General features: G+C 72.6%; 17 protein-coding genes and 1 pseudogene. 12 read left to right on the plus strand and 6 right to left on the minus strand.

The features are described 5' to 3' along the window. Positions 1–80: 80 nt before the first annotated feature. A pseudogene (locus GA0074696_RS05890) lies at positions 81–326 on the minus strand (hypothetical protein); the annotation flags it as partial. A gap of 38 nt (positions 327–364) precedes the next feature. Further along, positions 365–2,002: an ABC-F family ATP-binding cassette domain-containing protein gene (locus GA0074696_RS05895; protein WP_088960162.1), complete on the minus strand. Its 1,638-nt coding sequence runs from the start codon at positions 2,000–2,002 to the stop codon at positions 365–367. Positions 2,003–2,090: 88 nt separating this feature from the next. On the opposite strand from GA0074696_RS05895, the gene GA0074696_RS05900 reads away from it, so the two are divergent. The 3 genes from GA0074696_RS05900 to GA0074696_RS05910 all read left to right on the plus strand — a co-directional run bounded on the left by GA0074696_RS05900 (position 2,091) and on the right by GA0074696_RS05910 (position 3,682). Further along, the gene (locus GA0074696_RS05900) at positions 2,091–2,861 is read left to right on the plus strand and encodes an ROK family protein (protein ID WP_088960163.1); all 771 of its coding nucleotides are present in this window, start codon (positions 2,091–2,093) and stop codon (positions 2,859–2,861) included. A gap of 86 nt (positions 2,862–2,947) precedes the next feature. Then, entirely contained in the window at positions 2,948–3,316 is a 369-nt protein-coding gene (locus GA0074696_RS05905; protein ID WP_088960164.1) for a tetratricopeptide repeat protein, read from the plus strand. A 111-nt stretch (positions 3,317–3,427) separates the two neighbouring features. After that, on the plus strand, positions 3,428–3,682 hold the full coding sequence (locus GA0074696_RS05910; protein ID WP_030329768.1) for a Smr/MutS family protein: 255 nt from the start codon (positions 3,428–3,430) through the stop codon (positions 3,680–3,682). 18 nt (positions 3,683–3,700) lie between these two features. Here GA0074696_RS05910 and GA0074696_RS05915 read toward each other — a convergent pair whose 3' ends face one another. Further along, positions 3,701–4,969, minus strand: a complete 1,269-nt coding sequence (locus GA0074696_RS05915; protein ID WP_407940552.1) for a low temperature requirement protein A — start codon at positions 4,967–4,969, stop codon at positions 3,701–3,703. Positions 4,970–5,316: 347 nt separating this feature from the next. Here GA0074696_RS05915 and GA0074696_RS05920 point away from each other — a divergent pair, with 347 nt between their 5' ends. Together GA0074696_RS05920 and GA0074696_RS05925 are read left to right on the plus strand one after the other, a co-directional pair. Continuing rightward, positions 5,317–6,123 (plus strand): alpha/beta fold hydrolase, encoded by an 807-nt coding sequence (locus GA0074696_RS05920; protein ID WP_088960166.1) that lies wholly within the window; start codon positions 5,317–5,319, stop codon positions 6,121–6,123. A gap of 83 nt (positions 6,124–6,206) precedes the next feature. Further along, positions 6,207–7,394 carry a PP2C family protein-serine/threonine phosphatase gene (locus GA0074696_RS05925; protein ID WP_231925275.1) on the plus strand — a complete coding sequence of 396 codons (1,188 nt, stop codon included), beginning with the start codon at positions 6,207–6,209 and terminating at the stop codon, positions 7,392–7,394. 48 nt (positions 7,395–7,442) lie between these two features. Here GA0074696_RS05925 and GA0074696_RS05930 read toward each other — a convergent pair whose 3' ends face one another. Next, entirely contained in the window at positions 7,443–9,869 is a 2,427-nt protein-coding gene (locus GA0074696_RS05930) for a M28 family peptidase (protein ID WP_407940553.1), read from the minus strand. A gap of 270 nt (positions 9,870–10,139) precedes the next feature. Between GA0074696_RS05930 and GA0074696_RS05935 the strand changes: the two genes are divergently transcribed. The 7 genes from GA0074696_RS05935 (at position 10,140) to GA0074696_RS05965 (ending at position 18,950) form a co-directional block, all read left to right on the plus strand. Then, positions 10,140–11,357, plus strand: coding sequence for a PP2C family protein-serine/threonine phosphatase (locus tag GA0074696_RS05935; RefSeq protein ID WP_088964382.1), 1,218 nt, complete (start codon positions 10,140–10,142; stop codon positions 11,355–11,357). Beyond that, positions 11,354–13,174 carry a sensor histidine kinase gene (locus tag GA0074696_RS05940; protein ID WP_088960169.1) on the plus strand — a complete coding sequence of 607 codons (1,821 nt, stop codon included), beginning with the start codon at positions 11,354–11,356 and terminating at the stop codon, positions 13,172–13,174. Before GA0074696_RS05935 ends, GA0074696_RS05940 begins: the two co-directional genes overlap by 4 nt. Beyond that, positions 13,171–13,623: a response regulator gene (locus GA0074696_RS05945; RefSeq protein WP_088960170.1), complete on the plus strand. Its 453-nt coding sequence runs from the start codon at positions 13,171–13,173 to the stop codon at positions 13,621–13,623. The genes GA0074696_RS05940 and GA0074696_RS05945 overlap by 4 nt, the downstream gene beginning before the upstream one ends. Beyond that, positions 13,616–14,425, plus strand: a complete 810-nt coding sequence (locus GA0074696_RS05950; protein WP_088960171.1) for an inositol monophosphatase family protein — start codon at positions 13,616–13,618, stop codon at positions 14,423–14,425. The genes GA0074696_RS05945 and GA0074696_RS05950 overlap by 8 nt, the downstream gene beginning before the upstream one ends. Positions 14,426–14,694: 269 nt before the next feature. Next, positions 14,695–15,657, plus strand: a complete 963-nt coding sequence (locus GA0074696_RS05955; protein ID WP_407940597.1) for a coiled-coil domain-containing protein — start codon at positions 14,695–14,697, stop codon at positions 15,655–15,657. A 36-nt stretch (positions 15,658–15,693) separates the two neighbouring features. Next, positions 15,694–17,247 (plus strand): fused MFS/spermidine synthase, encoded by a 1,554-nt coding sequence (locus GA0074696_RS05960; RefSeq protein ID WP_088960173.1) that lies wholly within the window; start codon positions 15,694–15,696, stop codon positions 17,245–17,247. A 71-nt stretch (positions 17,248–17,318) separates the two neighbouring features. Next, positions 17,319–18,950, plus strand: a complete 1,632-nt coding sequence (locus GA0074696_RS05965; protein WP_088960174.1) for a serine/threonine-protein kinase — start codon at positions 17,319–17,321, stop codon at positions 18,948–18,950. A gap of 39 nt (positions 18,951–18,989) precedes the next feature. Here GA0074696_RS05965 and GA0074696_RS05970 read toward each other — a convergent pair whose 3' ends face one another. Both GA0074696_RS05970 and GA0074696_RS05975 read right to left on the minus strand, forming a co-directional pair. Continuing rightward, a complete protein-coding gene (locus tag GA0074696_RS05970) occupies positions 18,990–19,655 on the minus strand; it encodes a potassium channel family protein (protein WP_088960175.1) in 666 nt (221 codons plus the stop codon). After that, a complete protein-coding gene (locus tag GA0074696_RS05975) occupies positions 19,645–20,979 on the minus strand; it encodes a TrkH family potassium uptake protein (RefSeq protein WP_088960176.1) in 1,335 nt (444 codons plus the stop codon). Before GA0074696_RS05975 ends, GA0074696_RS05970 begins: the two co-directional genes overlap by 11 nt. Positions 20,980–20,981 lie beyond the last annotated feature (2 nt).

Raw genomic sequence — 20,981 nt, forward strand, 5'->3', positions numbered from 1 at the left:
CGCCCGATTCAGCCGGAAATGGTGCGCCGGGCGGATCGGCCCCCGCCTCGGATCCGCTGGCGGGGCGCGGCGCTCGCCTTCGGCCGCTTGAGGTGGTAGCGGTGCAGCTCGGTGTTGCCGGGCAGCGACGGGTCCTCGCTCATCGCCACCAGCTCCCAGCCCTGGTCGCCGGCCCGGTTCAGGTGGGCCAGCGCGGTGTCGCCGTACGGCGTGACGTCGACCATCGAGCCGTCCGGGCCGTACCAGACGAAGACGACCTCCCAGCCGATGTCGTTGGTGGCCGCCTGACGTCGCCGCACCAGCAGCGCGTACTCCCACTTGAGCATGGGCTCATTCTCACCTGCCGCGCGCCGGTCGGCACGGATCAATCCTCGGCGATCCGTCCGGCGTCCACCCGCAGCCGCCGGTTGACGCTCACCGCGTCCAGCATCCGCCGGTCATGGGTGATTAGCAGCAGCGTCCCCGGGTAGCCCGCCAGCGCCGACTCCAGCTGCTCGATCGCCGGCAGGTCCAGGTGGTTGGTCGGCTCGTCGAGCACCAGCAGGTTGACCCCGCGCCCCTGCAACAGCGCCAGCGCCGCCCGGGTCCGTTCGCCGGGGGAGAGGGTCGCCGCCGGCCGCAGCACGTGCTCCGCGCGCAGGCCGAACTTGGCCAGCAGCGTCCGCACGTCCGCCGGGGCCAGCTCGGGTACGGCCGCGCCGAACGCGTCCACCAGGGGTTGGTCGCCGAGGAAGAGCCCCCGGGCCTGGTCGACCTCGCCGACCACCACGCCCGGGCCGAGCGCGGCGTGCCCGGCGTCCAGCGGCAGCCGGCCCAGCAGCGCGGCGAGCAGGGTGCTCTTGCCGGAGCCGTTCGCCCCGGTGATCGCCATCCGGTCCGCCCAGTCGATCTGGAGGTCCACCGGTCCGAGGGTGAAGCCGCCCCGGCGGACGACGGCGCCGCGCAGCGAGGCCACCACCGCGCCGGCGCGGGGGGCGGCGGCGATCTCCATCCGCAGCTCCCACTCCCGCCGCGGCTCCTCGACCGCGTCCAGCCGCTCGATGAGCCGCTCGGTCTGCTTCGCCTTCGCCGCCTGCTTCTCGGTCGCCTCGGCCCGGAACTTGCGGCCGATCTTGTCGTTGTCGGTGGCCTTGCGCCGGGCGTTCTTCACGCCCTTCTCCATCCAGGCGCGCTGGGTGCGGGCCCGGGCCTCCAGCCCCGCGCGGGTGTCGGCGTACTCCTCGTAGTCGGCGCGGGCGTGCCGGCGGGCCACCTCGCGCTCCTCCAGGTACGCCGCGTACCCGCCGCCGTAGTGCCGGACCTGCTGCTGGATGAGATCCAGCTCCAGCACCCGGGTCACCGTCCGGGTCAGGAACTCGCGGTCGTGGCTTACCAGCACCGTGCCGGCGCGCAACCCGGTGACGAACCGCTCCAGCCGTTCCAGACCGGCCAGGTCCAGGTCGTTGGTGGGCTCGTCGAGCAGGAAGACGTCGTACCGGCTGAGCAGCAGCGACGCCAGCCCGGCCCGGGCCGCCTGGCCGCCGGAGAGGGCGGTCATCGGGTGGTCCAGGTCGACGGTCAGCCCCAGCTCCGCGGCGACCTGCTCCGCGCGCTCCTCCAGGTCCGCGCCGCCGAGACCGAGCCAGCGCTCCAGCGCGTCCGCGTACGCGTCGTCCGCGCCGGGCCCGCCCGCGGTCAGCGCCTCGGTGGCCGCGTCCAGCGCGGCCTGCGCCGCGGTGACCCCGGTGCGCCGGGCCAGGAAGTCGCGGACGGCCTCGCCCGGCCGGCGCTCGGGCTCCTGCGGCAGGTAGCCGACGGTGGCGGTGGGCGGGTTCAGCGACACGCTGCCCAGCTCCACCGGCAGCAGCCCGGCCAGGGTGCGCAGCAGGGTGGACTTGCCGGCCCCGTTGACCCCGACCAGCCCGACCACGTCGCCGGGGGCGACCACCAGCTCCAGGTCGGAGAAGAGCAGCCGGTCACCGTGCCCGGCGGCGAGGTCCTTGACGATCAGCGTGGCGCTCATGAGGAGCCGAGCGTACCGTCGCCGCCGCGCGCGCCGGATCGGGCGACCCGCGGTACGCGGGCCCGGGACGCGAGGCAGACTCACTCCCGTGGTGACCACACTGGCGATCGACTGCGGCGGTGGCGGGATCAAGGCGAGCGTGCTGGATGCCGCCGGCACGATGCGCGCCCGGCCGCTGCGGGTGCCCACGCCGTACCCCCTGCCGCCGGCGCTCTTCGTCAAGACGCTGGTGGAACTCGGCGCCCGGCTGCCGACGGCGGACCGGGTGACCGTCGGGATGCCCGGCATGATCCGGCACGGCGTGGTGGTGGCCACCCCGCACTACGTGACCAGGTCCGGGCCACGCAGCCGGGTCGACCCGGACCTGGTCGCCGAGTGGTCCGGGTACGACGTCCGCAGCGCGCTCGGCGACGCCTTCGGGGTGCCGGCGCTGGTGCTCAACGACGCCGAGGTGCACGGGGCCGGGGTGGTCGCCGGGACCGGCTGCGAACTGGTGCTGACCCTCGGCACCGGGCTGGGCAGCGCGCTCTTCGACGGCGGGCGGCTCGCCCCGCACCTGGAGCTGTCGCACGCGCCGGTCCGCTGGGGCACCACCTACGACACGTACGTGGGGGAGCCGGAGCGGCGCCGGCTCGGCGACGCGTTCTGGTCCCGCCGGATCCGGCAGGTGGTGGAGGGGCTGCGCCCGGTGTTCCGCTGGGACCGGCTCTACCTGGGCGGGGGCAACTCCCGGCTGATCCGGCCGGAGCAGCTGGCCAGAATGGGCGAGGATGTCGTGGTCGTCCCGAACACGGCCGGGATCGTGGGCGGTGTCCGGGCCTGGGAGCTGATCGACGGCCGGTACGACCCGGCCCCCTGAGCGCTGTTTCCAGGAACACTCGCGGTGCGGCCGGTGTTGTGCCAGCGTCGGACGAGAGGCGGCTCGACAGGAGGAGGTGGGTCGGGATGGATCTTCTGGCGGAGTACCGGCGGGCGACCATGTTCTTCGAAGCGGGTGACCCGACCGGAGCGGCCCGGCTGCTGGAGCCGATCGTGGAGGCCGAGCCCGGCAACTCCTCGGTACGCCAGCTGCTGGCCCGCGCGTACTTCCAGTCGGCCCAGCTCAACCGGGCCGAGGAGCAGCTGCGCGAGCTGGTCGAGCGGGACCCGAGCGACCACTACGCGCACCACGTGCTGGGTCGCACCCTGGAGCGGCTGAACCGGCACGCGGACGCGCTGCGGCACCTGCGGATCGCCGCGGCGATGCATTCGACCAACGACGACTACACGACCGCGCTGCGCCGGGTGGAGACCCGGGTCGGGCTCGGTCGCTGACGCACGATCCTCGGGGCGGCCCTGCGGGGCCGCCCCGACGCGTGTCCGCAGGCCGGCCGCGGGCCCGCCTACGATTGGGCGCATGGGAGCTGACCTGGCGGTGGGCGGGGCATGAAGCTGAAGCTGGACCTGCACGAGATCTTCAACAAGGGGCACGACATCGACCGGGCGCTGCGCGGGATCATGGACGAGGCGGTGGCGAAGAAGGCCACCCTCGTCGAAATCATCCCCGGTAAGGGCTCCGGGCAGCTCAAGAAGCGGGTGCTGCGGTTCCTCGACCAGAAGGACGTCAAGCAGCTCTACCACCGGGTCGAGAAGGACTCGAAGAACTTCGGCCGGCTCTTCGTGCACTTCCGCTGGAAGTAGGAGCCCCGGCTGTGCCTCTCACCGGGGCTTTTCGTCCGGGGATCCCTGGTGCCAGCGCGCCCGCCAGTCGGCCTCGTGCTTCTCGTAGGTGGTCTTCTCCTCGAAGACCGCCTCGTGCAGGGCTCGGCGGGCGTCCGCCATGACCACCACCTCGGTCGCCACCAACGCGACGCAGATGGCCGTCAGCAGGCTGAGCGCCGCCATTGCGGGGAGGTGTGTGGCGAGGGGGACGGCGGCCGCGAGTACGAGCACCGTGCCGACGCGGGTCCAGGAGAGCGTGCCGAGGGCGCGCAGTTGGAACAGCATCCCGCCGCAGAGGTAGCAGATCACCCCGCCGAACAGCAGCGGCACGCCCGGGCCGTGGGTCGGCTCGGCGAGGTTGATCGAGAGGTCGGCGATCTGCCGCACGATCGTCTCTGCTCCGAGGGCGAACACGATGATCCCAGCGATCATGACGAGCTGTGAGTACGCGTAGGCGTCCCGCGCCAGTGAGACCCGGAGGCGGCCCTGCGCCGCGTGCTGCGCGATGCGGGCGGCCGGAGCGATCATGTCGAAGTGCGTCCACCACAGGGCGGCGGTGAAGAAGATGCCGAGCACCGCGGCGGTGACGCCCCGCCAGGTGACCGGCTCACCGAGCAGGTTGCCGCCGACGCCGACGGAGATGATCGACTCACCCAGGGCGATGATGAGGATGAGGTCGTACCGTTCGGTCCAGTGCTCGGCGGAGGTCAGCACCCAGCCCCAGGTGTTGGCGACCAGGCCGGCGCCGTACTGCAACAGGACGACGGCGATCCAGAGCCCGTCGCGCACCAGGTCGGCCCGCCCCCGGTCGTCGATCTGCGGCGGGATCAGCGCGGCACCCAGCAACAGGAGGGTGCTCAGCACCAGTTCGGGGGAGTACTTCAGCAACAGGCGACGCTCGCCGGGTCTCTCCCCGGCGACGTGCCAGTACAGCAGCAGGTGCACGGCGCGGAGCACCAGATAGCTCACCGCGACCACCACCGGCCCGATAGCCCACTGCACCGGGTCACCAAACGCCTGCGGCAGGGACAGCGCGAAGCAGAACAGCGCGGCCATCCCGACGACCATCAGCGCCGGGACGAACCCCACGCCGAGCCGGACCCGGGTCGCGACCACCGTGTGCACGACCCAGCACCACCAGAGCACGGCGAGGACCAGCATGCCGTGCAGCAGGCTGTGGCCGGTGATGTTCACCGCGGTGGCCCGGGTGATGATGAAGAACGAGAAGACGAAGACCAGGTCGAAGAAGACCTCGAACCGGTCCACGCGGGTCCCAGGGGCCACCGCGACGGCGGGTCCCATCCGCTCCCACCACCGGTTGCCACCCACTGAGCGAGTTTTGCAGCGCGCGTGCCCTGTCCGGGCGTGATTCGCGTCAGCCCCGAGGCGGATACGGCGTGAGCCAGACAGTCGGCGGCCGAGCCTCAGCTCGGCGGCGGCGTAGCGGTTTCACGCGTCTGCTCGCGCCACTGGCCCCCGTCGGACTGGACGAGAACACCACGCCGAACGTCCTCGGCCGCCGTCTCGCCGACGGCTGGACCCTTCGTCCCGAATGCGTTTGTCCAGGTGAGCTGGCACTTGGTCCCACGGTGCGGGTGATGGAAGATAGGTGAATGCGCGTGCGGAACCGCAACAACGTGAGGTTGGTCGGTCGAGAGGACGGTCCCACCGTCGTGCTCGCGCACGGCTTCGGCTGCGACCAGCACATGTGGCGCCACGTGACTGCGGAAATCGGACAATGGGCCCGGGTGGTGCTGTTCGATCACGTCGGATCGGGCAAGGCCGATCCGGCGGCCTGGGACGCCGACCGGTACGCCTCCCTGGACGGCTACGCCGATGATGTGCTGAGCATCTGCCAGGACCTGGACCTTCAGCAGCCGATCTTCGTCGGACACTCGGTCAGTTCGAGCATCGGCGTGCTCGCGGCAAACCGCGAACCGGACCGCTTCTCCGCACTCGTGCTGGTCACCCCGTCGCCGTGCTACATCGATGACGCGAACTACCGAGGCGGTTTCACCCGCGACGACATCGACGAGTTGCTCGAGTCGCTCGACAGCAACTACCTCGGCTGGTCGTCGAGCATGGCCCCCCTGATCATGGGCAATCCGGAGCGGCCGGAGTTGGGTGCAGAGCTGACGGCGAGTTTCTGCCGGACGGACCCAGCCATGGCCCAGGTGTTCGCCCGCGCCACGTTCCTGTCCGACAACCGTGCCGACCTCGCCGCCGTGAAGGTTCCCACCCTGATCCTGCAATGCGCCCAGGACGCCATCGCGCCGCCTGAGGTCGGCGCGTTCGTGCACGCGCAGATTGCCGGAAGTCGGCTGGTCACCCTGGACGCGACCGGGCACTGCCCCCAGTTGAGCGCGCCGGAGGCCACGGCTGCAGAGATCACGTCGTTCGTCAGGGCCGCTTACCGGTGACCGCCGCTGCCGGGCGTGATCCTTACGGCCAGGGTCCAGGCGATGACGGGAGCGCCCGGCCGAGCGAGGCGAGGTTCCCTTCGTTGCTTGAAGACAACCTCGAAGACCTGTACGAAAATGCGCCCTGCGGGAATCTGTCCACCCTCCTGGACGGCACCATTGCGAAGATCAACAGCACCCTGCTGGCATGGCTCGGCTACACCCGCGAGGAACTCGTCGGCCGGCGCCGCTTCAGCGACCTGCTCACCGGCGGGGGCCGCATCTATCACGAAACCCACTTCGCACCCATGCTGGCCATGCAGGGCGAGATCCGCGGTATCGCCCTGGACCTTCGCGCCAAGGACGGCTCCCGCATGCCGGTCCTCGTCACCTCCGTCGTCAAGGGCGGCAGCGAAGGTCAACCTCAACTCATCCGCACGGCCATTTTCGATGCCAGAGAACGCCGCAGTTATGAACGAGAGCTCCTCGACGCCCGCAGGGCCGCGGAGCGCGAGGACGAACGGCTACGGCAACTCGTCGGCAAACTGCAACGAAGCCTGCTCCCCGCCGTGCTGCAAACGCCACCCGGACTGGAGAGCGCCGCGTACTACCGGATGGCCTCCACCGACGAAGTCGGCGGCGACTTCTACGACCTGTTCCCCCTCGACGACGGCCGCTGGGGATTCTTTCTCGGCGATGTCAGCGGCAAAGGCGTCGAAGCGGCAGCCGTCACCGCCCTGGCCCGCTACACGTTGCGCGCCGCAACCGTCTACACCGCCGACCCTGCCGCCGCGCTGCACAACCTCAACACCGTGCTCTGGCAGGAATACCGCGAGGACGCGCGCTACTGCACGGTCGTCTGCGGCATCCTCACCCCCACCCCGGCCGTCGGCGGGTTCACCGCGCTCATCGCCAGCGGTGGACACCCCGAACCGCTGCTGCTGAGCGCTGACGGCTCCGCCAACTACCAATGCACGAAGGGCCGCATCGTGGGGGCCTTCCCGAACTCCCGATACACCAACACCACCGTCGTAGCGAACCCCGGCGACACGTTGCTCCTCTACAGCGACGGACTCACCGAGGCCCGTACCGCCAACAGCGAGACCCCCGACGGCCGTTACGGAACCGCAGCCCTCGCCCGATTCGCCGCCGCGCTCGTCCCCACCAACGCCGCCACCGTCGTCGCCGCCGTCACCGATCTGCTCGGCACCTTCGGCGCCGGGCTCACCGACGACACCGCCGTCATGGCCATCAGCGCTCCACCCTCGGCGCGCTCCCTGAATCGTTCGTGACATCAGCTCCACAGGGCCCGACCGGCACACCGGCCTCCGCCGGTCCGGCTACAACGGATACGTCCGAGCCACCGCCAGCATCTCCGAGCTGTGCGAGCCGACCACGCCCACGTCCGCCGGGCGGGGCCGGAAACCCGGCAGCCCGTCGAGGCCGTCGCTGGCGTCCATCGCCCGCAGCAGCACCTGGCCGCCGCGCGGCTCCAGGGTGAGGGTGACCTCGACCCCCTCCGGCGGCGGCGCGTGGAACACGATGCCCCACCAGCGGCCGTCCGGCTGCCGCTGGTCGATCTTCACCGGCCGGCCGGCCACCGTCGCGGCCTCGATGCCCGCGCCGCCCGCCCCGGCGGTCTCCACGTGCAACGTGGCCAGCCGGACCGGCCGCTGGGGCACCAGGCGCAGGCGCAGGGTGCGCTGCTGGCCGACGGTGGTGTCGGCCAGGACCTCCAGCTTCGGTGCCGGCAGGTTCGCCGCCGGGGCGGGTCCGGCGCGCAGCTCGGCGTCACCGAGGCCGGGGAAGTCCTCGACCTTTGCCAGCCCGTCCACGTAGCCGTCGATCCAGGGCTGCGGGTCCTCCTCGTGGCTGAGCCAACGCGCCTGGCCGGTGCCGGCGTCCAGGGCGTACATCAGGTGGGTGGGTGCCGGATGCGCGGCGTCGAAGCGGTCCACCCGCAGCCCGACCCCGGCGAGCACCACCGCCGCGAGCCCGGCGGCGACGGCCGGCAGCGCGCCCAGCCGGCGGGCGCGCAGCGCGACCATCCCGCGCTGGCCGCCGGCGGCCGGGTGCAGCAGGTCCACCACCGGCAGTGCGGCCAGGCCGAGCAGCACCGCGAAGAGCGCCGCGACGCCGCCCATCGCCATGCCCAGCGCCGGGAAGAGCAGTACCACCGTCGGCAGCAGGATCACCACGGCGACCGCGCCGGCCAGCGTCACCGCCAGCACCGGCCACGGGCCGTCGATCCGGGTGGCCACGGCGACCAGGCCGGCGGCCGCGCCGGCCAGGGCCGGCAGGGTCGCCAGGTACGCCCCGCCGGGCACCAGCACGGCCAGCAGCACCCCGAGCAGGGCCAGCCAGCCCAGCGAACCGACGGCCAGCGCGGCCGGGCCGGCCCAGCGACGGGTCAGCGCGTACCAGGCGGCGAGGATCGCGGCGGCGAGCGCCACCACGGCCAGCCGGTACCAGGTCGGCCGGTACGGGTCGAGCAGCTCGGCGTAGCCGGGACGCAGCGCGGTGATCGCGGTCCAGAGCAGCTGGGCGGCGAGCGGCGCGACGACGATGGGCACCAGGGCCAGCCCGAAGCCGGCGGCGAGCCGGCCGCTGGTCACCCGCCCCCGTCGCCGGGCCAGCCAGGCCAGCGCCAGCACCGCCGCCACGGCCAGCGCGGCCAGCGGCCAGGTCAGCCAGCCGGGGTAGCGGACCAGCCCGCCGGGGACCGGGAAGTAGGTGGCGTCGTGGCCGGAGCGCAGGCCCGTCAGGTCGGTACGGCCGAACTCCCGGGCCAGCCCGAGGGCGTTGTCCCCGTGCTGCTGGAGGCTGCCCCGGTCCATCGCCGCCGGGGTGTCCAGCGGGGTGTGGTAGATCGCGCCTCCGTCGATGTACGCCGAGTTCAACCCGACGAAGTCGGCGTCCAGGAAAGCGGTGAAGTCGGTGTCGTTCGGCAGCGCCCGGTAGATCTCCACCGCGAACGAGGTGCCCACCGGGTGCGGCGCGGCGCGACCGAAGACGTCGACCAGTCGCGCGTTGTTCCGGGAGGTCTCGAACATGATCACCGGACCGGTGGCGCCGCGCGCCTCCAGGTTGAGCACCACCCCGCCGTCCGCGGCCAGCGGATGGCTCGACGCGAACGCCTGCGCGCCGCACAGGCACGCCTCCTCGGCGTCGGTGAGCACGAAGACGATGTCGTTGCGCGGGCGGGGACCGGTGGTCAGCGCGCGGGCCACCTCCAGGATGGTCGAGGTGCCGGCGCCGTCGTCGTTGCCGCCCGGTCCGGACTGCACCGAGTCGTAGTGCGCCACCAGGAAGACCCGCCCGGTGGAGGCGGTCCCGGGCAGCCGGGCCACCACGTTGCGTACCCGGGCCAGGGTGGCGCCACCGGCGGCTCCGCTGAGCTGCCCCGCCTCGTCGGCGACGGTGTCCTGCACCTCGGTCTCCAGCCCGAGGCCGCGCAGCGCGCCCACCAGGTGCTCGCGTACCTGATCATTGGCCGGGCTGCCGGCGACGTGCGGGCGGGCCGCGACGGTCTGCACCGTCCGGTACGCCCGGGCGGCGCTGAACTCGCCGGCCGGCGCGTCCGCCGGACGCGGCGCCGGGGTGCGCAGGTCGACCAGGACGGCGGCGCCGACCGCGAGCAGCGCGACCAGCGCCGCGACGGCGGCGAGCGCTCGACGGCGTGGCCGGGCGAGCGCCCGGTCGGCCGCGCGGGCCACGGGGGTGCGCCCGGGGGACTCCTCGGCGGCGGGAACTACGGGTGCGCCCACGGCGGGCTCCTCGGGGGTGGGGCGAAGGGTGAGGATCATCCTGCACCGCGCCGGGGGTGAGCCGCGACACCCCGGGGCCTCCCGTAACGCTCCTTCCCGCCCGACCGCTGTCCGTGTGACGGTCTTGCCCAGGTACGCCCGCGCCGACACGGCCGTGTTGTGTGCGACCGTTGTCTAATACAGGATCAGCGGGGCACTCGGAAGGAGCCCGACATCACCAGCGAACTCCCGCGTCTCGCGGCGGTGGCCCGGCCGCACCGGGGGATCGGCATGGCCGGTCCCTCCGTGGCGCCGTACCCGCAGGGGGGCCTCGGGCCGAACCCCAACCTGCCGCCCGGCGAGCGGCTGCGGGTTCTGCTGGTCGAGGACGACGAGGGCGACGCCTTCCTGGTGAGTGAGCTGCTCGCCGAGACCAACTCCATGATCGACCTGCTGATCGCCACCAGCCTCAGCGAGGCCCGGCAGCGGGTGGCCGGCGTCGACTGCGTGCTGCTCGACCTCGGGCTGCCCGACGCCCAGGGCCTGGACGGCCTGCGCAAGGTGCTGGAGATGTCCAGCGGCGCGGCGGTCTGCGTGCTGACCGGCCGCTCAGACGAGCACCTGGGCATCGTCGCGGTCGCCGAGGGCGCCCAGGACTACCTGGTCAAGGGGCAGGTCGACGGCGTCCTGCTGACCCGCGCGCTGCGCTACGCGGTGGAACGCAAGCGGGCCGACGAGAACGCCCGGCGGCTGCGCGAGGTCGAGCTGCGCCAGGCCGAGTCCGCCCGCCTGGAGCGCGGCCTGCTGCCCCAGCCGCTGATGAGCACCGACGAGGTGTCGGTGCACACCTTCTACCGTCCCGGCCGGCACGCCGCCCTGATCGGTGGGGATTTCTTCGATGTCGTGCAGACCCGGCCCGACCGGGTCGACCTGATCGTCGGCGACGTCTGCGGGCACGGTGTGGACGAGGCCGCGCTCGGTGTCGAGTTGCGGGTCGCCTGGCGGGCGCTGATCCTGGCCGGGGTCGCCGACGACGATGTGCTGCCCGCCCTGGAACAGGTGCTGATGAGCGAGCGCCGCCTTCAGGAGATCTTCGCCACCGTCGCCACGGTCCGGCTGGACCTGGACGGCAACCGGGCCACCGTCCGGCTGGCCGGACACCCGCCGCCGCTGCTGCTCTCCGGGGGCAAGGTCGCGCCGGTCCCGGCGCGCGGTGGCCTGCTCCTCGGGGTACGACCCCGCCGACCCGTAGCGTTCGACCTGGAGTTCGACACCGATGACTGGTCCCTGTTGATGTACACCGACGGCCTGATCGAGGGACGGGTGGGCGACGGCGACGACCGGTTGGACGTGCCGGGGCTGGCCGGCCTGCTGGAGGAGCCGGCCAACCAGGCGGTGCCGCTGGCCGAGCTGCCGGCCTGGCTGGTCGGCCGGGCCGAGCAGATCAACGGTGGTCCCCTCGCCGACGACGTCGCCATGCTGCTGGTCACTCGCGGCGGTGGCCGGTGAATTCGTACCGCCCGGGGTGGACGCTGCGCCGGCGGGTGAGTTTGCTGCTCACCGTGGTCGTGGTGCTGCTGCTCGGGCTCGCCGCGGCCGAGGCCGCGCTGGCCACCAAGACCCGGCAGAACATGGACGCGGTGCTGGTGAAGACCGGTCCGCTGCGGGTGCAGGGCCAGGAACTGCTCAACGCCCTGCTCGACCAGGAGACCGCCGTCCGGGGGTACGCGGTCAGCGCCGACCGCGCCGACCTCGCCCCGTACGACAGCGGCCTCCAGCAGGAGCGGGACACCGTCAGCAAGATGAACGCGCTGATCGGTGACTATCCGGACATCCAGCGGGCGTTGGCGGTGGTGGAGCAGCAGGCGGCCGACTGGCGCAGCGCCGTCGCCCAGCCGGTGATCACCACGACCGAGCGGGACGGCACGGTGGCCAGCCAGGCGCTCATCACCGACCAGGCGCGGCAGCAGTTCGACGGGATCCGGGCCTCGGCCGGCGCGCTGCAGGCCGAGATCCTCGACGAGCGGCAGCGTACGGCGGACAAGGTCTACCAGAGCAGCAACATCCTGGTGGTCCTGCTGATCGTCGCGGCGGTGGTGGTGGCGGTGGCCGGCTCGGTGCTGCTGCTGTCGCTGGACCGGATGGTGATCAAGCCGCTGACCGGGCTGGCCGAGCAGGTACGGGAGGTCGCCGAGGGCGACTACCAGCACCGCATCACCGGGTCCGGCCCACCGGAGTTCCAACAGCTCGCCGGCGACGTGGACGCGATGCGGCAGAAGATCGCCCGGGAACTCGCCGAGGTGCGCGAGGCGCGCGAGAGCATCGAGTGGGTCAACAGCCAGCTCCAGAAGCAGGCCGAGGAGCTGACCCGCTCCAACCGCGACCTGGAGCAGTTCGCGTACGTGGCCTCGCACGACCTGCAGGAGCCGCTGCGCAAGGTGGCGAGCTTCTGCCAACTGCTGCAGCGCCGCTACGCCGGCCAGCTCGACGAGCGGGCCGACCAGTACATCGCCTTCGCCGTCGACGGCGCGCAGCGGATGCAGCGCCTGATCAACGACCTGCTGGCCTTCTCCCGGATCGGCCGGCTCACCACCGGCTTCACCGAGGTCGACCTCGACAAGGTGATGGGCGACGTGGCCGGGCAGACCGAGGCCGCCCGCCAGTACGCCGACGCCGAGCTGACCTGGGACGAGATGCCGGTGATCCGCGGCGAGGAACCGCTGCTGACCAACCTGCTGGCCAACCTCGTCAGCAACTCGATCAAGTTCCGCCGCCCGGATGTCACGCCGAAGGTGCACGTCTCCGCCCGGCTCGTCGACGACGACTGGGAGATCACCTGCCAGGACAACGGCATCGGGATCGAGCCGGAGTTCGCCGACAAGATCTTCGTGATCTTCCAGCGGCTCCACGCCAAGGACGCGTACCCGGGTACCGGCATCGGCCTGGCGATCGTCAAGAAGATCGTGGAGTACCACGGTGGCCGGGTCTGGGTGGACACCGCCACCGACGAGGGCACCGCGATCCGCTTCACCCTGCCGGCGCTGCCCGAGGACGTCGAGGCGGCCCGCGCGGCGGCGGAGGCCGAGGCGGCCCGCGCGGCGGCGGAGGCCGAGGCGGCCCGCGCGGCGGCGGAGGCCGAGGCGGTCACCGACGAGGAGCCGGCCCGGGACGACCCGACAGCGGTGGTCGACACCGACGCCGACGGTGAGCCGGAGACCTCCGCGCCGACCGTGGGCCGGCAGCCGGACGGCCCGGCGGGCGCAGACACGCCCGAGGCGGCGCCGGAGCACGGTACAACGGGTGGCATGAAGGAGACGGTGAGATGACCGCGCCAGCGGACGGCAAGAGCCCGATCGAGGTCCTGCTGGTCGAGGACGACCCGGGTGACGTGTTGATGACGCAGGAGGCGTTCGAGGAGCACAAGCTGCGCAACCGGCTCACCGTCGTCTCCGACGGCGCCGAGGCGCTGGCCTACCTGCGCCGCGAGGGCCCGTACGGCGACGCGGTGACGCCGGACCTGATCCTGCTCGATCTGAACCTGCCCCGCCGGGACGGCCGCGCGGTGCTGGAGGAGATCAAGGAGGACGAGCAGCTCCGCCGCATCCCGGTCGTGGTGCTCACCACCTCTCAGGCCGACGAGGACATCCTGCGCAGCTACCAGCTGCACGCCAACGCCTACGTGACCAAGCCGGTCGACTTCGAGCGTTTCATCTCGGTGGTCCGGCAGATCGACGAGTTCTTCGTCAGCGTGGTCAAGCTCCCGCCGCGTGGCTGACCGGCTGCGGGACGACGTCGGCGAGCTGCTGCGGGAGACCGCGGCCGAGGTCGTGCTGCCCCTGTTCCGCCGGCTGGACGACGGCGACGTCGCCGAGAAGGCCCCCGGCGACCTGGTCACGGTGGCCGACCGGCGGGCGGAGGAGAAGATCTCCGCCGCGCTGCGCCGGCTGCGGCCGGGTTCGGTCGTCGTCGGCGAGGAGGCGGTCGCCGACGACCCGTCCCTGCTGCGCCACCTGCGCGGCGACGGCGACGTCTGGGTGGTCGACCCGGTCGACGGCACCGGCAACTTCGCCGCCGGCCGACGCCCGTTCGCGCTGATGGTCGCGCTGCTCACCGACGGCGAGCTGGCCGCCGCCTGGGTGCTCGACCCGCTGGCGGAGACGCTGGCGGTGGCCGTCGCCGGAGAGGGCACCCTGCTCGACGGCCGGCCGGTGCGCACCGCCGACGGCGTACCGCCGCTCGGCGCGTTGCGCGGCACCGCGATGACCCGGTTCCTGCCGCCGGAGGCCCGGCGGACCGCCGAGGCGGGCGGGGCGCGGATCGGCGAACTGCTGGTCGGGCAGCACTGCGCCGGGCGGGAGTACCTCGACCTGCTCACCGGCGACCAGCAGTTCGTGCTCTTCTGGCGGACCCTGCCCTGGGACCACGCCCCCGGGGTGCTGCTGGTGCGGGAGGCCGGCGGGGTGGCCCGCCGGTTCGACGGCGCCGAGTACCACCCGGCCGACGACGACAAGGGGTTGCTGGTCGCGGCCGACGAGCGGACCTGGCACGAGGTCCGCGACGCCCTCCTCGGCGGCTGACCGACCCTCTTGAGCGCGTTGTGCGGCGTGTCGCGGCGCTGTGCGACCACGTCGGGACGCTGCGTCGACGATCTATGCCTTCGGCGGTTGCGGGCCTGGTCAACCGGCCTGGGTCCGGTATCGTGTCCGGCGGTCGCCGCCCGCAGGCCGTCCGTTCGCCAGCCGGCGGGGCCGCCGCCGCGCCGCCGTCCCCCTGGCGGCCGAGGAAGGACACTGTCGTGCCGAGGACCAGCCTCACCAGGCCGGCCGCCCGCCGGCCGCTGATCGTGCTGCTCGCCGTCGTGGCGCTGCTGCTCGGCGCCGGCGCCGTGCCGGCCGCCGCCGAGCCGAACGAGGGCGGCACCAAGAAGCTCCGTGAGGCGTTGGAGGCCGCCGCCAAGGGCCACATCGAGGCCAAGGCGAAGCTGGACAACTCCAAGCGTCGCCAGGCCGCCCTGACCGGGGAGCTGAAGTCGGTCGAGGGGCGGCTGGTCGGGCTGAACGCCCAGGTCGGCGAGGTCGCCGCGCAGTCGTACCGGCTGGGTCGGTTGAGCACCGCCTCGGCGCTGCTCAACAGCGCCAGCCCGCAGGCACTGCTACAACGCGCCGCCGAGCTGGACGTGATGGGCCAGCGGGACGCCAAGCGGCTGCGCGAGCTGAGCGAGGCCAAGCAGGCCGCCGCGCAGGCCAAGGCGGCCATCGACAACGAGGTGCGCGAGCAGCAGAAGCAGCTCGCCGCGCTGGCCAAGCGGAAGCGGGACGCCGAGCGGGCGCTCGCCACGGTCAGCTCCGGCACGAGTTCCGGCTTCAGCGGCGGATCGCGGTCGGCGAGCCCGGCGCCGCGCAACTCGGACGGGTCCTGGCCGTCGGAGTCCTGCTCGGTCAACGACCCCACCACCGACGGCTGCATCACCCCCCGCACGCTGCACGCCCTCCAGCAGGCCCAGGCCGCCGGCTACAAGCGGTACGTCTCCTGCTTCCGCAGCGGCGGCGACGGTGAGCACCCCAAGGGCCGCGCCTGCGACTTCGCCGCCGCCACCGGCGGGTTCGAGAACGTCTCGGCCACCGGCGGGGACAAGGCGTACGGCGACAGCCTGGCCAACTACTTCAAGAACAACGCCAGCCGACTCGGCGTGCTCTACGTGATCTGGTACCGGCAGATCTGGATGCCGAACACCGGCTGGCGGTCGTACAGCGGCTCCGGGAGCCCGGCCGCCGACCACACAAACCATGTTCATCTTTCGATGTACTGACCCGGAGCGCCAGGAACGCTGCGTACCATCGCGACGGTGAGCAGCTCATCGTCCGACGTCGTGGTCAACCCGGCGCCCGCCGGTCCCACCACCGCCCGCGCGCTGCCCAACGGGCTCGCCGCGTTCCTGGTCTTCCTCTCCAGCGGTGCCGTGCTGGTGCTGGAGACGGTCTCGCTCCGCCTGGTCGGCCCGTACGTCGGGGTGACCCTCCAGGTCACCAGCTCGGTGATCGGCATCGCGTTGGCCGCCATCGCGTACGGGGCGTGGACGGGCGGTTGGCTGGCCGACCGGCGGGACCCGCGCGGCCTGCTGGCCCCGGCGCTGGTGCTGGCCGGCATCGCCACGGCGATCACCCTGCCGGTGGTCCGGTACGCCGGTGAGGTGCTGCGCGGCGGCGCGGCCAGCGCCATCCTGCTGCTCACCGCGCTCGCCGTCTTCGTCCCGGCGGCCCTGCTCGCGGCGGTCACCCCGCTGGTGGTGAAGCTGCAACTGGCCGACCTGCGCCGCACCGGGCAGGTGGTCGGGCGGCTCTCCGGCATCGGCACGCTGGGCGGCATCACCGCCACCCTGGTCACCGGCTTCGTGCTGGTGGCGGCGCTGCCCAGCACGGTCATCCTGATCGCGCTGGCGGTGCTGCTCGGGGTCACCGGCCTCGCGCTCGGGTTCCACCTGCGCCGGCAGGAGGGCGGCGGGCTGCCCGGCGCGGCCCGGACCAAGACCAGCCTCGCGGTGCTCGGACTGCTCGGGGCGGGGCTCAGCGCGGTCGCCCCGAACCCGTGCGACGTGGAGACCGCGTACCACTGCGCGCGGGTGGCCGACGACCCGTCGCGGGCCAGTGGGCGGGTGCTCTACCTCAACTCCGCCGAGCACTCGTACGTGGACCTGGCCGACCCCACCCACCTGGAGTACGGCTACACGCAGTGGATCGGCGCGGCGGCGGACGTGGTCGCGCCGGCGGGGCGGCCGCTGGACGCGCTGCACCTGGGCGGGGGCGGCTTCACCATGCCGCGCTACCTGAGCGCCACCCGCCCCGGCACCGACAATGTGGTCTTCGAGATCGACGGTGAGCTGGTCGAGCTGGACCGGCGGCTGCTGGGCGTACGGCCGGGGCCGGGGCTGCGCGCGGTGGTGGGTGACGCCCGGATGCTGGTCGGCGGCGAGCCCACCGACAGCCGCGACTTCGTGGTCGGGGACGCCTTCGGCCACCTGGTGGTGCCCTGGCACCTGGCCACCCGGGAGATGGCCGCCGAGGTCCGCCGGGTGCTCCGGCCCGGCGGGATGTACGTGCAGAACGTCATCGACTATCCGCCGGGCCGCTTCATCCGCAGTGAACTGGCCACGGTCGCCGCCGAGTTCCGCCACGTCGCGCTGGTCGCCCCGGCCGCCGCGATCGCCGGTCAGCAGGGTGCCAACTTCCTCATCGTCGCCTCGGACGCGCCGCTGCCGGTGGACGCGCTCACCCAGCGGCTGGGCCGCCTCAACGCGGTGCCGGACCTGCTGGCCGGCGGGGAGCTGGCCGCCTTCGTCGACGACGCGCTGGTCCTGACCGACGACTACGCGCCGGTGGACCAACTGCTCGCGACAGCCTGATCGGGTGAATCCGCTGACCGATTACGACCAGCGAGGTGTAGCGGGGTCCTTCCCGGGCAACACGTCCGACCATGGGTGGTGGAATCCGGAACGGCGCGCAGCTGCTGGGTGAGCGGTACCGGTTGATCGAGCAGCTGGGCGCGGGTGGCATGTCCGTGGTGTGGCGTGGCTACGACGAGGTGCTCGGTCGGCAGGTCGCGGTGAAGGTGCTCGCTTCCCGGCTGGCCAGCGACAAGGCCTTCCGGCACCGGATCCGGGTCGAGGCCCAGGCCGCCGCGCGGCTCTGCCACCCCAACATCACCAACGTGTACGACTACGGCGAGTCCGAGCAGGTCGGCCTGACGGTGCCGTACGTCGTGATGGAGCTGGTCGACGGCGCCCCGCTGACCGCGCGGCTCGGCCGGGACGGGAAGTTGGCCTGGCGCGAGGCGGTCACCATCGCCGCCGAGGTCACCTCGGCGCTGGCCACCGCGCACGCCCGGGGCGTGGTCCACCGGGACGTCACCCCCGGCAACGTCATGCTGACCCCGAACGGGGTGAAGGTCGTCGACTTCGGCATCTCCGCGCTGGTGGGGGAGAGCGAGAAGGGCCCGGACGGCGCCCTGCTGGGCACCCCCGCCTACCTGGCGCCGGAGCGGCTGGACAACGGCCAGGTCTCGCCGGCCACCGACGTGTACGCCGTCGGGCTGCTGCTCTACCGGATGCTGACCGGCCGGCTGCCGTGGCGGGCCAGCACCACCACCGAGATGCTGCGGGCGCACATGTACAACGACCCGGAGCCGATGCCGGAGGTGCCGGGGCTGCCCGACGAGGTGGCCGAGCTGGCGCAGCGCTGCCTGGCCAAGTGCCCGGAGGACCGGCCGGCCACCGCCGAGCTGGCCCGTACCCTGGCCGAGGCGGCCGGGATGATCGCGGCCGTACCGGTCTCCCCGGCGCCCGGCACGCTCGACCCGGCGCTGCTGGCCAGCGCCGGCACCACGATCCTGCCCTGGTCGGCCGACACCGACGCGATCTTCTCCGGTCGGACCCGCAGCCGTCGGGTGGCGACCCGGCGGCGCCGGGTGGAGGCCGGGGTGGCCGCCGCCGGCCTGGTCGCGGTCACCGCGGCGATGTGGGGAATGACCTCCAAGACCCCGGCCAGCGGTGGGATCGACCAGCCCACCGAGGCGCGGATGGGCCTGGAGCAGCCGAGCACCTGCGACGTCGAGTACGCGCTGCGCAGCGACTCCGGCAAGGACTTCGCCGCCCAGCTCACCCTCACCAACACCGGTACTCGCGAGCTGCGGGACTGGACGATGAGCTTCGCCTTCCCCGGCCAGCAGACGCTCACCGCCCCCGGCCCGACGGTGCGGCAGGAGGGCCGGACGGTCCGGGTGGGCCCGGCCGCCGGTCGGGAGTCGTTGGCGCCGGGGGCCTCCGAGAAGATCGCGCTGTCCGGCCGGTACGACGGCGGCAACCCGCTGCCGCTGGAGTTCAAGATCGGCGAGAACGCCTGCGGCGTACGGGTCTCCGGGGTGGCCGGGGCGATGCCGCCCACCGCCCCGGCCACGAAGGCGCCGCCGAAGGCGACGACGAAGAAGCCGCCGGCGAAGACCACGGTCAAGTCCTCGGGCACCGGTGGGTCCGGCACGTCGAAGGCGAAGTCCGGCACCTCCGGAAAGGGCAAGGCGTCAGGTGACACCAAGGGAAAAGGCGGGAGGTAGCGGCGGCGAAGGGCGGTAGGCGCACCGGGAAGTGACCGGTCAGCCGAGGTTGGCGAACTGCTGCACCTGACCGATCGTCCCCTCGACGATCAACACGGTGCCCTTGCTGAGCACGGTGTCCGCGGTGGCGTACCGGAAGCGTTCCTCGGGGAGCTTCGCGCCGACCACCAGCACGCCGTAGCGCTCGGGGGTCAGGTCGCGCAGCGACCGGCCGACCAGGGAGGGCGGCACCGGCACCTTGGCGATGGCGAAGTCGTCGCCGAACTCGATGAAGTCGAGCATCCGGCTGACGATCAGGTGCGCCACCCGTTCCCCGGTCTCCGCCTCGGGGAAGATCACGTGGTGGGCGCCGACCGAGGCGAGGATCCTCGCGTGCTTGTCCGAGGTGGCCCGGGCCCAGATCTGCGGCACGCCGATCTCGGTCAGCGCCAGGACGGTGAGGACGCTCGCGTCCAGCGACACGCCGATCGCCACCACCACCCGCCGGAAGTCGGCCAGGCCCAGTTGGCGCAGCGCGTCCTCCTCGGTCGCGTCCGCCTGCACCACCCGTTCCAGGTACGGCGCCCAGCGTTGGACCTGTTCGGAGCTCCGGTCAACGGCGAGCACCTCGTGGCCCAGTCGGGTCAGCGCGCCGGCCAGGTGACAGCCGAACCGGCCCAGCCCGATCACGGCGATGCCACCGTCGCTCGTTCCTCTAGCCGACAATGGGTTGCTCCTTCGCGTAGCGGTACAGCCGGCGCCGGGTGTTCAACGCGATCGCCGAACCGAGGGTGAGTGGCCCGACCCGGCCGATGTACATCAGGACGGTCAGCACGTACTGGCCCAGCTCGGGCAGTTTCGGGGTGAGCCCCACCGACAGGCCGGTGGTGCTGAAGGCGGAGGTCACCTCGAAGAGCGACTCGTTGAACCGGACCCCTTCGGTGATCAGGATCAGCCCGACCGTGCCGATGACCACCAGCGCGACGCTGAGCAGCGCCACCGTGAGCGCCTGCCGCTGGCTCGCCCCGACCACCCGCCGCCGGCCCACCACGACATCGGGCTCGCCGCGCACCTCGGCCCAGATCACGAAGGCGAGCAGGAAGAACGTGGAGACCTTGATGCCCCCGGCGGTGCTGGCGCTGCCACCGCCGATGAACATCAGGGCGATGAGCAGGGGATAGCTCTCCTCGCTCAGCCACTCGATGTTGATCACGTCGAAGCCGCCGGTGCGGCTGAGGGTGATCTGCGTGAACGCGGCGAGCACCTTGCCGGGCGCGTCGTACGTGCCGATGGTGCGAGGGTTGTTCCACTCGGCGAGCAGCAGGGCGAGGAAGCCGCCCGCCACCAGCACCACGCTGCCCCAGATGGTCAGCTTGGTGGCGACCGCCCAGCGGGCCGGGCGGCGCCAGTGCCGGGCCGCCTCGAACAGGGCGGGAAAGCCGAGGCCACCGATGATCGCGCCGATTGCCAGCGGCAGCGCCACCCAGGGATCCCGGGAGAAGGCGAGCAGACCGTCGGAGTAGAGCGTGAAACCTCCGTTGTTGAAGGCCTGGATCGAATGGAAGGTGCCGAACCAGAGCGCCCGGCCGGGCCGGTAGCCGTAGGTCAACCAGAGCCGCCCGCTGACGACCAGGGTCATCAGCGCCTCGGTGACCACCACCGTGGTGGCGATGCGCGCCAGCAGCCAGCGGACGTCGCCGACGCCGTACTCGGCCGTCTCGGCCTGGACCAGCAGCCGGTTGCGCAGCCCGAGCTCCCTGGACACCGCGAGGCTGATCAGGGCCGCGCCGGTGAGGATGCCCAGGCCACCGATCTGGGTGAGCACGGTGATCATCGCCAGCCCGAACCCGTTCCAGTAGTTCGGGGTGTCGTTGACGGCCATGCCGGTGACCGACACGGCGGAGGTCGCGGTGAACAGCGCCGTGACCAGCGGGGTGTTGCGCTCCTCGCTGGTCGCCCAGGGCAGCATCAGCAGGCCGGTGCCGATCGCGATCGCCACCAGGAAGCCGAGCGGCACCAGCCGGACGGGGTGACGAAGGAACCGGCGCACCA

Source organism: Micromonospora purpureochromogenes, assembly GCF_900091515.1.
Lineage (GTDB): Bacteria > Actinomycetota > Actinomycetes > Mycobacteriales > Micromonosporaceae > Micromonospora > Micromonospora purpureochromogenes.